The following is a 13,149-nucleotide window of genomic DNA, read 5'->3' as shown; positions in this document are numbered from 1 at the left end:
TCCCATGTCCGACGCCACGACCCATCTGCTGCTGCCGTACATCCTGGCGGCGCAGGCCCAGAAGCATGTGACCCACAACGAGTCACTGCGGCTGCTCGACGGGCTCGTGCAGCTATCCGTCCTCGACCGGGATCTGACAGCGTCACCTGGTTCGCCTGCCGATGGTGATCGTTACATCGTCGCCTCGGGCGCGACGGGCGATTGGGCCGGCTGGGATCTGAACGTCGCGCTCTGGTCCGATGGCGCCTGGCTGCGTCTGCCGCCTCGGACGGGCTGGCGCGCTTGGGTCGAGGACGAGGGGCTTCTGCTGGTCTACGATGGGTCGGGCTGGATCGGGACAACCCCGGCTGCGCTGCAGAACCTCGCGCTGCTGGGGCTGGGCACGACGGCGGACGCCTCGAACCCGTTCTCGGCCAAGCTGAACGCCGCACTCTGGACCGCGAAGACCTTGGCCGAGGGCGGCACGGGCGATCTGTTCTACACCATGAACAAGGAGGCTGCGGGCGACGATCTCGGGCTGACGCTCCAGACCGGCTTCGTGACCAAGGCGCTGATGGGCCTCTTCGGCTCGGACAGGTTCCGCCTCGCGGTCTCCGCCGACGGCAGCACCTTCTTCGACGGGCTCACCGTCGACAACGCGAGCGGCATCGTCGACCAGCCCCGGCTGCCGCGCTTCAAAGCGTACACGAACTATGACAACTACGTCGGCGTCGGGACCTGGACGAAGATCGGCCTCAACAACACCGACTACAACGATCAGGGCGCCTTCGACGCCGCGAACAACCTTTTCGTGGCGCCCGTGGACGGCACCTACCTCTTCGGCGCGACGCTCATGTACAAGATCAACGCCAGCACCACCGCACGCATGCGCGGGCGGCTCGTGCTGAACGGCACGACCGAAATCCGCGGCTCCCTCGGTGAAATCTCCGCCACCCACGTCTCGCTCGCCACCGCGATCTGGCTGCAGACGATGGTCCCGCTTACCGCCGGTGACACCGTCGAGCTGCAGGGGTATTTCCGGGTCGCGGACGGCTACTTCGCCGCCGACCATACGTCCTTCTGGGGCTGCAAGATCGGCTGAGCGGCTGCCCGTGTTGCCTGTTCGCCCTATAGCTGAATGGGGCGAATAACCGATCACAGACACCGCAGTCGCGAGTAACGCCACTTTAATCGAAGATCCGCATAAAAAAGTCCATGTTAACATGCTGTTACCCCCCCCCCCCCCTCAAGTTGAATTTTTGCCGTCAAGGAAAAAAGGAAGATTGACCTGAATCGCTTCCTGATTGTAGGGATCAGCTGTGAGTTGCAGAAAAGTATTCAGGGTGGGGCGGATGAGGGATCTGTTTTCTGGCTATTTGAATTTACATAATTTGGATCGGACTCTTGTCCTCGATATCTTGGCCGCTTGGCGGGCCGGTTCGGTGGGAGGTATCCCAGAGCGAATGATCGCTTGCGCGCCTGACCAGGTCAGGATTTCGCCAGATATCTGGACACAAAATGAGTGTTTGACAAATCTTGTTCTTCCAGCTTTCGAGGCAGCTATCAAACTGCCCGACCTGTGGAACACAATCGGCACTGAAACTGAGTTCTCGACCCTCGCTACGGAATGCGACGGCCTGCCGCACACGGTGGATCGTGGGCCTGATCAGCCGGTATTAATCGCGCTAAATTGGGAGGGCTCCCCTGACGATGTGATCTGCCTCGCGCATGAAGTCGCTCATGCCGTGCAAATCATCCTCTCCGATCACAAGCAAATGCCGCCCTTGGCGCGGGAGGTTTGTGCATTTCTTGGTGAATTGCTCGTCATCGCGCATGCTCGAACGGCAGCACCAGACCTGTATCCAACCCTCTGCGATGTCTGGCGTCGCGAAAATGATGACTATCTTGGGTCGGACATTGACCTGCTCGCGGTAGCATTGGCGGACCCGCAGGCGCAGTATCACTATCGCCAGAACTATCCGGTTGCACGGCTGGCCGCAATTGAACTGTTCAATCGTGGCTCCGGAGAGTGGCTTCGCCAGTTCTTTGCCTCGGGCCGGGATGGCATGCGCCACATCCCAATTGAAAAATTGGCCAACCGTGCAGGTGATATCGCGAATTATCTTCCCGCCATGCCGCGTTCAGAGCCCGAAACGCCCGCGATAGACGCGTATCGAAGCCTCGGTGCCATGGCGCTCATCGATATCGACTACTGGGAAGGCCAGTCCGAAACGCGTATTGAGGATTATTATGCCGATCTCCTGCGCCATTTGCAGGATCAGACCGCGTTCGTTGCCTTGAACGAGCAACGCAAGCCGATCGGCTATGCGACTTGGTCGAAATCTGCTCTGGGAGGTGGATGCACGTTGACGCGGCAGGCTGCGCCATTCGGAGATCATCTCGCATTGCAGCGCGCGCTGGAGCGGCATCTGGGCGACATGGCGGGCATGACTGCTCGGCACAATCGCAGCGCAAGGCAGGAGCAGGTGGCATGGTGAATATCGATTATTACGCGAGTGTAGGCTACGCGCTCGAATTGCTCGCGCAGTCGGAGTATCACCGGCAGTTCAAACTGGGGGATTATTTCCGCGTTGAAATCTTGCCTGCTCTATGGTGCGGCCAGACCCGTTTCTATTTGACGGAAGAGGGAATTCCCACGGCATTGGTGACTTGGGCTTGGCTGTCGGAAGAGGTGCAGCACGATGTGCATAAAACCGGCCGAGCCCTGACCGAGGACGAGTGGAATTGCGGCGACCGGCTCTTTTTCAATGATTGGATCACCCCGTACGACAACATTCGGGAAGTCCTGCACGACATGACGCACAACATCTTTCCCGATGAGGTGGCCACCAGCCTCCGGCGCAACCCTGATGGAACGGTACGACGGGTCAATCGATGGACAGGTGTGAACCTGCGCAAGACGCGTGAGGAGGCTTTGGCATGAACGTCGCATACCCCTCTTCGGAATTCGAAAGCGATCTCGCGGCCATTGAGGGCTTCGCCGATTTGCTTCGCACAGGGTTTGAAAATCCCGAGAGCATTCGCGGGACGGTGCGCATCACCATCCCCGAGCATCCCGATCAGAGTTTCATCGCGCGTTACGGGGAGGAGTTGTTCATCGAGCGCCACGACATGGATCGTGAGACGGACACGCAGGTTGTTATCCCCATTGCGACGATCCACCGGATTTTCAACGAGTTCGAGTTTCTAGATTGGCGCGATCCGGCGATCATCGGCACGATCACCTTCACTGGCAACCTTGCCTACGCCAATCACCTCGCAAAATCCTGCATTCGGCTCAGCAACTGGACGATGGCGCGGTTTCGCAAGGCCGGGCGTTTGCATGCGGCAAAAGGCTACCGAAACCTGACAGAGGTCGAGTACCTGAATCAGCCGACGCAGCGCCAGATCCTTGAGGTAATGGAGGAAAGTCGGCCCGTGGTTATCACCGGGTTGGAGCCGACGCCGCCTTGCCGGGACTGGACGATTGACAAGCTGTCAGAGCGCTATAGCGATGCTGTTGTGCGCGTGCGCTCGGCCACGCACCGTCAGACGATGGCCGAATTCGTTAAAGAGTTGAAAGACTTCGAGGCGAACCCCTATGACGACATGATCGAGGGCTTTGTCAAACCTTACACAGAGGGTGCAAACCTGCCCGAGGAGATGTGGGCGGATTTCGGGCCACTGTTCTTTGACCGTGAGGATTTCATCCCGCCGCAACTCTGGCTGGGCTCGGTGCCGACCCATATCCCGACCTCCAGCCTGCACCGCGATCCGCTGACGGGCTTCCTGTTGCAGGTCATCGGACGCAAGCGGCTGGATCTATATTCGGCGGATCAGGAAAATCTGATCTATCCTATGAAAAGCTACAACAACTACCAGCCTTGCTGGTTCAAGCCTGAGGCACCGGATTTCAACATCTATCCGAAGGCGCGTGAGGCCAAGGGCCTGTCCGTGACGCTGAATCCAGGCGAGTTGTTGGTGCAACCGGCAGGCTGGTTCCACCAGGTCTATGCGCTGGACAGTCCGAATATGTCGGTGAGTTATTTCTGGCGCTATTAGCGTCGATACCTGTTTCGCTCAGGTCCCGATGCGGGCGGGGCGGAAGTGGGTGAGGAAAGGGTCAAGCTTCCCTCGCCCGATTGAGCCGCCGGGCAGGAAAACCCGGCAAACAGCAATGGCGGGGAGTATAGCAAATCCGACCCGCAACAGGAAGGAAGACGTGAAAATGTCTCGTATCTACAAAATCTCGATGACCGATCTGAACGGCAATGCCAGCTTCGGCGGCGGCGGCGGCGGCGGCGGCGGCGGTGGTGGTAGCCGTAAAGATAGCCGCAGCCCTCGTCCTTCGACCCCGTCAAATGGCGGTTTAACAAACAGCGGTAAAGCAGTTGTGTGCGCCGCGGGAATTGTAGCATCTGGCGCCATTAGTGGCACCGGCGTGGGTGCCGTCGCTGGACGTGTTGCTGGGGGTGCAGTTGCAACCGGTGTTTGTAGCCAGGTTGACTGGTCCAGGGTACGTTAAGGACTGCTTGTAATGAAACACTATGCCGTGAACTTCATAGGTGTCATTATAGGTGTCTGTGCAGGTGTCGGATCGCTGCAGATTTGGCCGCACCTCGGCACGTGGCAGGCGGTCGGAATTGGAGCAGCTACAATTGCGGCCATTGAAGGTGTCAGATTTCTTCGGAGGAAGATACTGAAGGCATAGTTGATGCACTCGCCACCGGCGTTTTGGCGGGAGTGACCGCGATCGCTTGCAAAATGGCGCAGTAGACCAGCTTAGCTTGGTGCCGACGGAGCTCGGCACCAAGCGCATACATGTAGTTGAAGGAACTGCCATGAAACTGAATCAAGACTGGTGGAAAGTTGTGGTCGTCCTTCTCGCGGCCTTGGTGCTGGGCCCCTTGCTAGGAAGGGTCTTTCCGACTTGGGCCGTCGCCTTGATTGTTTTTGATCTTGTGGCAGCCGCTCTCACGGCGATAAATCGATACGGCTCCTGAATTGGCTAAAGAAGTGCAGTCTTTCAGAGCCTTTTACTTTTTGGTGGTTGCGACGATTGGAATGGCCGCGATGGCAAGCGGGCACCAATTTCTGCATTCGCGACCCATGGCGCTGGTCTTGAAGCATCCAGGCGAAAGCGTCTTGGCACATATTGCGTTCAAGAACGGTCCTGTGTCGCCAGTGTTGTTACACTACACCGAGCACCTCGCATGGCTGAATGCCGTTGGCGGCGAGCGGGCTGCGGATCGGCATTCCAATGCCTGGACGAGCGACACGGCGGTTGGCTATTGGCTGTCCGGCGCGCCGGAGGATTTGCCGGAATTGCTCGAAACCCTCAAGGGTGTGTTCGCCCCCATCGACTTGCCGCCTGATTTCGCTGAGCAGGAGCGTGATATCGTCCTGCGGGAATACGAATACCGCATGACGAACAACCCCGATGCACAGGCCGCCGAGGCGATGGAGGTGTTCCTCTACGAGGGTAACGCCATTGCCGCCTCGCCCGTCGGCACGCTGGAGGAGATCATGGCATTGGACTACGACGACGCGCGCGCCGTCCATGCCGCGACCCATGTGCCCGAGAATGCCCGGTTGGTCGTGATCGGGGATGTCTCGAAACGGCAGTTGCGCCGGGCCATGCGGGAGGCCGATTGGCCGGAGGCAGAGCCTGCTGACGTTTCGCCGCCGCCATTTGATCTTGCTGCGTCGGAGGCGACAATCCTGCGGAACCCCGAGCCCGGAGCGGCCCCGCGCCTGATCTGGCGGCGGGTTGTCTCGCTGCCCGAACCTGTCCCGTTCGACCTGCTAGAGGCGCAGACGGCGCTGTTGCGCGATATCCTCGACACCAACCTTCCCGGCGGGCTGGCCGCGCCGCTGCGCTTCGATACCGCCATCGCCCGAACTTTCGACGTGCAGATCTGGCCCATCGACGAGGACAATATCGAAATCAGCTTTACCGCCGCGCCCGACACCGGCGTATCACTGAAGGAACTTCAGACCGCCTTCGAGACAACCCTTTCCGAGGTGGCGAATGGCGGGATCCCCGAGGCCACCTATTCCCGCGTGCTGAATCGCTTTGACGGCTTCTGGCCCGACTGGGACGACGAGGATGAGACCGCACGCTGGATGGTGGATTACGTTCTGGATCGCGTGTCCAACCTGCGCGAGCCGCTCTCCGAACGCAAACTGAAGCGCCTGCATCGCGGGCTCTCGCTTGATTTAACCCACGCGCTCCTGCGCCAGCTTGCCGGGGGAGGCCGCACCGTGATCGCCTTTATCGGCCCAGAGGAAAGTTTCGAATGACCCGTATCCTGTTCCTGTTTGCCATGCTTCTCGCGCTCGCTGCCTGCAAGGATGACGGTCCTACCGCCAGTGTCGAGACCTCACCCGGCGGCATCGCCTACACACTGCTGCACATGCCCGAGCATGAGGATGTCACCATCCACATCGCCTGGCCGACCGATTGGGCCTACCGGCCCGAGACGAACAAGGCCACGCCGGTGGTTGGCACGCAGCTGATCCTTGCCGGGGGCGCCGACGGGTATCCCGCGGGGGACGTGGGCGAGCGCTTTGCCGATCTGAATTCCGAAGGGATTATCTATGTGGCGGTCAACGACCATGTAATCGGTGAGCTGACTTTCGAGCGCGACCAGATGGACGAGACCATCGCAATTGCCAACGCGCATCTGCGCGCGCCGACGCTCGACCCGATGTGGTTCGACCGCATCCGCGAGGGAACCGCTGCGAACATGGCCGAGGCGCAGGCGCAGCCCGCGCATGCCGGGTTTGACGCTGCCCGTTGGGCGGTGTTTGGCAAAGAGCCCTTGCGCAATGCGCTGTCTTTGGATGAGCCGGGCACGTTCGATGAGCTGACGCGGGAAGATGTGTTGGTCTGGCATTCCGAGACGTTCACGCGCACGCCTCAAGTCATCGTGGTTGCGGGCGGGTTAGACGCTGCGGATGCAGGGGCTGCGATTGATGAGTTGCTGCGCGGATTGCCGGATGCATCCCGAAGCGTCACGCAGGAGGCAGCACCGGACTATACCGCACGACGGATCCTGCTGCATAGACCAGAGGCGCAAACCACCACGCTGTCCTTCATCGCCACGCTGCCGGCCACGCGGCTGGGCGGCGAAACGGAAGACCTGATCCTGATCCACGCGCTCGGGGGCGATGACCAGTCTGTCCTGTTTGAGGCAGTTCGGACGGAGCTGCGTGCAAGCTATGGTTTTGGCGCGGGTATGGCCAATTACACACGGGACCATCGGATCCTGTTCCTGTCTGGCGAGGTTGAGACCGCGAAACTCGCGGATGTTGAACGCGTTGTCCGCGATGCCTACGCCGATTTCCGGCAATCGGGACCGTCCGGAGAACTGGAACGGCGCAAGGCACCGCTGGCGGAAAATTTTGCCGAGTTGCCTGACTTCGTGGTCGATCAGGCACGATCCGAGCTGCAAAGCGCACTGGACGGGTTCGATGCAGGCAGATCGTTTCGCCTGACGGATGAATTGCAGTCCGTCACTGAAAGCACCCTGATGGACCGCTTGTCGAGCGCCTTTCCGGATGCCCAGGACTTCATCGTGATCGCCGTCTCCCCGGATGCAGACGCTCTTCCCGGCGCCTGCGTCATTCGCGTACCCTCTGAGGCCGCCGATTGCCCATGACGGATCGGCAGGATGAAAACGCCGGTGAAATCCCGCTTTCCTGGTTCGGCAAAACGCTCTGGAAGTTCACTCCGCTCTATATCGAGCTGGTCTTCCTCGCGATCTGCCTGCGCCTGATCGGGCTGGTCGAGCCGTTCATCTTTCAAGTCATCATCGACCGCATCCTGCCGTTTCAACGGGAGGCGTCGCTTCTTGTCGTTGTGGCGATCTTTGTCGCCGTAAGCCTGTTTCAGCTTGGCTTTGAGGTATTATCCGAATTGCTCGGCATGCTGACAGCCAACCGTGTTACCCGCGAATTCGGCGCGCGCATCTTCGATCATCTGTTCAAACTCCCAGTCAGCCACTTTCGGAAATGGTCCGTTGGCGAGACGATTGCGCGGATCAGCGAAACGGATACAATTCGTGCGTTTCTGGTCGGAACGACCACGGGAGTATTCCTCGATCTGATATTTGTCTTTATTTACATCGCCGTTCTATTCACGCTTTCTGCCGAATTGACACTGATCATCCTTGCGGCATTGCCTGTTCAGATCCTGATCTATCTCGGCTTTGGTCCGTTTTTGCGTCGGCGTCTGCGGGTGCAGTTCGATGCCGGTGCCGCGCATCAGACCCAGATGGTTGAAAATATTTCCGGCATTGCATCGGTGAAGGCGCTTAGCGCCGAAGGTAAGATGCTCGAACGCCTCGATGAAACTCTTCACGCCAACCTCAATGCCGGTTATCGCGTTGGCCTTCTGAATATCTGGAATGACAAACTCCTGTTTATTGTCGACAAGGCCATTACAATCGGCATCATCTATTTCGGCGCGCAGTTCGTATTCGCAGGCCAAATGACCTTGGGAGAGTTGATCGCTTTCCACCTGCTTGCCGAAAAAGTGACGGGTCCGATAGAGAATTTCTCGAGCCTTTGGGAGAGTTGGCAGAACATTCGAGTGTCGCGCCAGCGACTTGGCGATGTGGTCAATACGCCGATGGAGCCTTTCGACGCTCTGGCCAAACTGCCGCGCAACATCGAAGCCCGACTTGACTTCGCCAACGTGGATTTTGCTTATCATCCGTCGGCGCCAATCCTGCGTGGGTTTAGTTTCAGCGCCGAACCCAACACGCTGACCCTTGTCGTCGGGCCGTCCGGCATTGGCAAATCGACGTTCGGAAGACTGGCATCTGGAATCGACAGCCCAGACAAAGGCGAGGTCCTGTTGGGCGGCGAGAATATCGCGCGCTACGAGCCACACGATGTCAGAACCCGTATCGCCTATGTACCGCAGGAACCTTACCTGTTCTCGGGGACACTGCGCGAAAACCTGACCCTTGGTGGCACAGAGGCCAGCGATGAAACGATCGCCCGAGCTCTCAGGATTTCTGCCGCTGAAACGCTGGTTGAGCAACTTCCCCTTGGGCTTGAGACGCATGTAGGAGAACGTGGTTCGGCGCTTTCTGGCGGCCAAAGGCAGCGCATCGCGATTGCTCGGTCTCTGATCCGCAGCCGGAAGGTGATCATTCTTGATGAGCCGACGAGTGCGCTGGACAGCGCCTCGCAACGGTGCATGGCGGCAGAACTGCAAAAACTGAAGCGTGAGGCTACGCTGATCATCATCACGCACAGCCCCGACATTTTTGAGAGCCCGGACCAGGTGGTCGATTTTGAGGCGCTGCGATGACCGCTTTCTCAGAACCAATGAAGATCACCTCTCCGACCTTGCACGCGACGATCGTTTTCACGATTTCCGTCTTTGTTGCCATCCTTGCAATGTCGTTTCTGTTCAAAGTCGAGGTCGTCGCCCGTGGTGAAGGGCGCGTCGTTCCGATCAGCCGAGTCCAGGTTGTACAGCCGGAATTTGCAGGACGGATCGTTGCCATCCATGCACGCAACGGCATGACGGTAACCGAAGGCGATGTCCTCATCGAATTGGATCCGACCGAAGCAACGTCGGAACTCGGCGCAATCAGGGCCGAGCGAGACAGGCTCCTGATCGAACTGGCCCGGCTCGAGGCAATGGTGCAAACCTTGGCTCTCGATCCGAGTGGTGTTGATCTCGGACAGAGATCCATTGAACTATTCGATGTGCCGGACGTGTTGAGCGCTCATCCATTCTCGGTCGAACAACGCGAGCTGCTGCTCGCAGAAATTGCGGACTATCTTGCTTCTCTCGCGCAGATCACGGCTCGCGAGGAGGCGAATCGGCGATCTGAGGCTGTGACCAATGCCAATATCGCCCGCGTTAATGCTGCTTTGGACATCCAGGCGGAACGCTTGCGTACCTCCGAGCAGCTTTTGCAACAGGGCACAACCAGCCGTTCGGCATTTCTGGACGTGCAACAGGCCTTCACAGATCTAGAGCGCGAACGAGACATATACTTGCGTGAGCTTGAGCATAAAGTCGCAGAACGTGCGGCCCTTGATAGCGAAAGGCGGCGATTGACGGCCGATTTACGCCGTTCTGCACTCGACCGTCGAGCACAGATCGATGGACGTCTGGCCACGCTTGCCGAAGAGCAGCGCGCTTCAGAACGCAGGGTTTCTGCCGTTCGATTGCTCGCTCCCGCCTCGGGCGTGGTCGATCAACTCGCCGTATTCACTGTAGGTGGCATTGCCGAAGCCGGGGCGGAACTGCTTCGGATCGTACCGACAGAGGCCGAGATTGAAATCGAAGGGACATTTTCCAACCAGGATATCGGGTTCATGCAGATCGGCCAACCAGCGAATATCCGACTCGACGCCTATCCATCCGAAAGGTTCGGTTTCGTCCGCGGAACAGTGTCGGATATCGCGGCCGATTCCACAGAGGTAAGTGAAGGGAAGTGGGGTTATGTTGTCCGCATTCAGCCAGACGAAGCCATCCTCCGCGCCGGTTCAGACACCTATTCGCTGCGCCCAGGCATGACCGCGACAATCGACGTGACCACCGATACCAGGCGGATCATCAGCTACTTCTTTGCACCGATCGTCAGAACGATTCAGGATGCCATGGGCGAAAGATAAGCTCATTTCTGAGAAGCCAAGGAATGCTTGGCGACGCGCAGGTCCCCCCAGATGTTCCGAGAAACTACTGGAGATGGGGTGGATGCCGCTCTCCCCCTGACGGCATCGCGATGTGCCATACTCGTGGTGTCGAAGCACAAGTTGAAGGAGAGGGCATCCATGGGAGAAGTTACCATCATCGGCGTTGATCTGGCAAAGAACGTGTTCCAGGTTCACGGCGCTGCAGCGGACGGGTCTGTCGTGTTCCGCAAGAAGCTGTCGCGGCCGCAGTTCGCACGGTTCATGGCGGAGCAGCCGCCGTGCCACGTGGCGATGGAGGCCTGCGCCAGCGCGCATCACTGGGCGCGTGAAATGGCGCGGCACGGGCATGAGGTCCGGCTGATCGCGCCACATTACGTCAAGCCGTTCATCAAGCGGCAGAAGAACGATGCCGCCGATGCCGAGGCGATCGTCGAGGCGGCGCTGCGCCCGACCATGCGCTTCGTCGAACCGAAATCCGCAGACCAGCAGGCGCGGGCGGTTGCATTTCGAACACGCGAACAGCTGGTGAAACAGCGCACTGAAACGGTAAACGCGCTCAGGTCGCATCTGTATGAATTCGGCCATGTTGCACCCGAGGGCATCGGTTTTCTGCCGCGCCTCGCAAAGGTCGTCGATGATCCCGGCGCCGACGTGCCGGAACTGGCCCGGGATATCTGCCGCATGCTGCTTGAGCAGATCGACCACATGACTGCCCGGATCGATGCGCTGAAGGCGCGGATCGCGGCCATGTCGAACAAAGCTGAAATGCCTCGCCAGCTGCAGTCGATGCCGGGTGTCGGACCGATCACCGCGCTCGCGGTCGAGACCTTCGCGCCGCCGATGGAGCAGTTCCGGCGCGGTCGCGATTTCGCCGCCTGGCTCGGCCTAGTCCCGCGGCAGCATTCCACCGGCGGCAAGCAGAAGCTCGGGAAGACCTCGAAGATGGGGCAGCGCGACATCCGGCGATTGCTGGTGATCGGGGCAACCGCCGTGATCCGCTGGGCCTCGCGTCGAGGGGCGCCGAAAGGGTCGTGGCTGGCCCGGATGCTGGAGCGCAAACCGATCCCGGTCGTCGCCGTCGCGCTGGCGAACAAGATGGCGCGCGGCATCTGGGCGATGCTGACGCGCGGCGAAAGCTATCGCGGCCCGGTGCTGATCGGCGCCTGAACCGGCGGCGAACAGATATCCGGACCACCGAGTTGTGAGGAAGGCATGATCTGCATGGGCAAATGATCGACATGATCCGGGTCGGGCAAACCAGAAACCTTCTCCGAGCCTCGAGCTCGCTGTTGGAGATTTGGACCTGCTCCGCGCATCACCATCCCGGCCAGCGGCGCCATGTCAGCCGCACCAACAGGCCTGACAAAAGTACGCACTCGATCACATGTCCAAAAGATCAGAAATTCCTTGCAAACCGAGCGGCATCCACAAAAGAAGGTTCGATTTCAGACCCACCCTCTCCGCCACTTGCACATTGCAAACCCGAAAACTGGTCCCTCGCGGGGCCTTTTTCTTTATGTGCCAAAGGGGTTTGCAGGGACCATCCGCCCTTCGGAGATTGGCCAACCGCGCGAGATCGGTCTCCGAACGCCCACCGTCTCTTTCCACCCGCCCTTCGCTCTCGGCGAGACGGGTTCAAAACCACCATACATTTCAATGAACTGATCGGGTCGCTTTGCGCCCGTGTTTCGCCGGTTCCGGCTTGTCTCAAAGCAGGCGGAGACGAGACACGAGCGGCGTGATAGGACGTGCCTCTGCGCCCAAAGCAGGGCGCTTGGCGATTCAAGCGAAAAATGCAGACGAGCCCGGCAGACGCCCGGCCCACCCACTTAGGGTGCGCCGGACGAAATGGTTACTTCTTGCGATGCTTGCCGGAACTGTGTCCGCCGAAGAAGTGGAACGAGCTCTTGCCACTGACGTCCGTCTTCTGGACAGAGTGACTATGCCTGCCACCCCCAGTTGGCTTGCTGATCTTCTCATAGCGCATGCTTCCGTCCTGGCCGCGGGTTACCTTAGCCTTCCCGCCGTCACTGGTCTTGAACCAACCCATGTTCTATCTCCTTGGCTGAGTTGCTTTTGGTTGGAGAAGCACGAAGTGCTTCTCCAATTGGCTCAGTCGACCTTCGGGCCGGTTCCGAGCGGCTTCACCCACTCGACGCCGAGCTCCTGGGCTTGCTCGAGACGAGCCTGCGCTTCCTGCGGCGTGTTTCCCTCGCCGCGGTGCCCCTTGCCGTCGGACGCCTCGTAGCCGTCCCGGAACAGCCCGAAGAATGTGGTTTCTTTCATCGTGGTCATGGCATCCTCCTTCCGCTTGTTGCCATGCTTCACACTTTACCAGTGCGCGGAATGGCATCATCCTGCACGAGCAAGAAAGTTGTTGAATCCATGTCCAGAAAAAGACCCCTGTTTTTAGACAAGTCGATCGTCCTAGTGGATTGATCGCGACAAACGAGTCCGAATTGGGATTCCCATTTGGTGCTGGCCGTGCGAGTCATGCTGATG

General features: G+C 59.3%; 13 protein-coding genes. 11 read left to right on the top strand and 2 right to left on the bottom strand.

What is annotated here, in order from left to right; all coding sequences use genetic code 11:
- Positions 1-4: 4 nt before the first annotated feature.
- From VK792_RS13635 to VK792_RS13585, 11 genes are all read left to right on the top strand, one after another.
- Positions 5-1,081 carry a DUF2793 domain-containing protein gene (locus tag VK792_RS13635; protein ID WP_326298086.1) on the top strand — a complete coding sequence of 359 codons (1,077 nt, stop codon included), beginning with the start codon at positions 5-7 and terminating at the stop codon, positions 1,079-1,081.
- A 250-nt stretch (positions 1,082-1,331) separates the two neighbouring features.
- Entirely contained in the window at positions 1,332-2,477 is a 1,146-nt protein-coding gene (locus tag VK792_RS13630) for a hypothetical protein (protein ID WP_326298085.1), read from the top strand.
- On the top strand, positions 2,471-2,923 hold the full coding sequence (locus VK792_RS13625; RefSeq protein ID WP_326298084.1) for a toxin-activating lysine-acyltransferase: 453 nt from the start codon (positions 2,471-2,473) through the stop codon (positions 2,921-2,923). Before VK792_RS13630 ends, VK792_RS13625 begins: the two co-directional genes overlap by 7 nt.
- Positions 2,920-4,041 (top strand): cupin-like domain-containing protein, encoded by a 1,122-nt coding sequence (locus VK792_RS13620; RefSeq protein WP_326298083.1) that lies wholly within the window; start codon positions 2,920-2,922, stop codon positions 4,039-4,041. The genes VK792_RS13625 and VK792_RS13620 overlap by 4 nt, the downstream gene beginning before the upstream one ends.
- Positions 4,042-4,207: 166 nt before the next feature.
- Positions 4,208-4,504 carry a hypothetical protein gene (locus VK792_RS13615; RefSeq protein ID WP_326298081.1) on the top strand — a complete coding sequence of 99 codons (297 nt, stop codon included), beginning with the start codon at positions 4,208-4,210 and terminating at the stop codon, positions 4,502-4,504.
- Positions 4,505-4,820: 316 nt separating this feature from the next.
- The gene (locus tag VK792_RS13610) at positions 4,821-4,982 is read left to right on the top strand and encodes a hypothetical protein (RefSeq protein WP_326298080.1); all 162 of its coding nucleotides are present in this window, start codon (positions 4,821-4,823) and stop codon (positions 4,980-4,982) included.
- A 142-nt stretch (positions 4,983-5,124) separates the two neighbouring features.
- The gene (locus VK792_RS13605; protein WP_326298078.1) at positions 5,125-6,282 is read left to right on the top strand and encodes a M16 family metallopeptidase; all 1,158 of its coding nucleotides are present in this window, start codon (positions 5,125-5,127) and stop codon (positions 6,280-6,282) included.
- Complete coding sequence (locus VK792_RS13600; RefSeq protein WP_326298077.1) at positions 6,279-7,643, top strand: M16 family metallopeptidase; 1,365 nt, start codon at positions 6,279-6,281, stop codon at positions 7,641-7,643. Before VK792_RS13605 ends, VK792_RS13600 begins: the two co-directional genes overlap by 4 nt.
- Positions 7,640-9,304: a peptidase domain-containing ABC transporter gene (locus VK792_RS13595; protein ID WP_326298075.1), complete on the top strand. Its 1,665-nt coding sequence runs from the start codon at positions 7,640-7,642 to the stop codon at positions 9,302-9,304. The genes VK792_RS13600 and VK792_RS13595 overlap by 4 nt, the downstream gene beginning before the upstream one ends.
- Before the next feature lie 17 nt (positions 9,305-9,321).
- Positions 9,322-10,626 carry an HlyD family type I secretion periplasmic adaptor subunit gene (locus tag VK792_RS13590; protein WP_326298074.1) on the top strand — a complete coding sequence of 435 codons (1,305 nt, stop codon included), beginning with the start codon at positions 9,322-9,324 and terminating at the stop codon, positions 10,624-10,626.
- Positions 10,627-10,785: 159 nt separating this feature from the next.
- Complete coding sequence (locus VK792_RS13585; RefSeq protein ID WP_326298072.1) at positions 10,786-11,814, top strand: IS110 family RNA-guided transposase; 1,029 nt, start codon at positions 10,786-10,788, stop codon at positions 11,812-11,814.
- Between the two features lie 685 nt (positions 11,815-12,499).
- On the opposite strand, the gene VK792_RS13580 is transcribed toward VK792_RS13585, so the two are convergent.
- Positions 12,500-12,697, bottom strand: a complete 198-nt coding sequence (locus VK792_RS13580; RefSeq protein ID WP_326298071.1) for a hypothetical protein — start codon at positions 12,695-12,697, stop codon at positions 12,500-12,502.
- Between the two features lie 62 nt (positions 12,698-12,759).
- Positions 12,760-12,942: a hypothetical protein gene (locus VK792_RS13575; protein WP_326298069.1), complete on the bottom strand. Its 183-nt coding sequence runs from the start codon at positions 12,940-12,942 to the stop codon at positions 12,760-12,762.
- Between the last annotated feature and the right edge of the window lie 207 nt (positions 12,943-13,149).

The organism is Mesobacterium hydrothermale, from assembly GCF_035818635.1.
Lineage (GTDB): Bacteria > Pseudomonadota > Alphaproteobacteria > Rhodobacterales > Rhodobacteraceae > Mesobacterium_A > Mesobacterium_A hydrothermale.
Note: the sequence above shows the minus strand (reverse complement) of the source record. Positions and strands in the feature narration are given on the sequence as shown.

Bases quoted from the DNA above. Each gene is read 5' to 3' on its own strand.
- VK792_RS13635 (WP_326298086.1), top strand. From the start codon at position 5: ATGTCCGACGCCACGACCCATCTGCTGCTGCCGTACATCCTGGCGGCG.
- VK792_RS13630 (WP_326298085.1), top strand. From the start codon at position 1,332: ATGAGGGATCTGTTTTCTGGCTATTTGAATTTACATAATTTGGATCGG.
- VK792_RS13625 (WP_326298084.1), top strand. From the start codon at position 2,471: ATGGTGAATATCGATTATTACGCGAGTGTAGGCTACGCGCTCGAATTG.
- VK792_RS13620 (WP_326298083.1), top strand. From the start codon at position 2,920: ATGAACGTCGCATACCCCTCTTCGGAATTCGAAAGCGATCTCGCGGCC.
- VK792_RS13615 (WP_326298081.1), top strand. From the start codon at position 4,208: ATGTCTCGTATCTACAAAATCTCGATGACCGATCTGAACGGCAATGCC.
- VK792_RS13610 (WP_326298080.1), top strand. From the start codon at position 4,821: ATGAAACTGAATCAAGACTGGTGGAAAGTTGTGGTCGTCCTTCTCGCG.
- VK792_RS13600 (WP_326298077.1), top strand. From the start codon at position 6,279: ATGACCCGTATCCTGTTCCTGTTTGCCATGCTTCTCGCGCTCGCTGCC.
- VK792_RS13595 (WP_326298075.1), top strand. From the start codon at position 7,640: ATGACGGATCGGCAGGATGAAAACGCCGGTGAAATCCCGCTTTCCTGG.
- VK792_RS13590 (WP_326298074.1), top strand. From the start codon at position 9,322: ATGAAGATCACCTCTCCGACCTTGCACGCGACGATCGTTTTCACGATT.
- VK792_RS13585 (WP_326298072.1), top strand. From the start codon at position 10,786: ATGGGAGAAGTTACCATCATCGGCGTTGATCTGGCAAAGAACGTGTTC.
- VK792_RS13580 (WP_326298071.1), bottom strand. From the start codon at position 12,697: ATGGGTTGGTTCAAGACCAGTGACGGCGGGAAGGCTAAGGTAACCCGC.
- VK792_RS13575 (WP_326298069.1), bottom strand. From the start codon at position 12,942: ATGACCACGATGAAAGAAACCACATTCTTCGGGCTGTTCCGGGACGGC.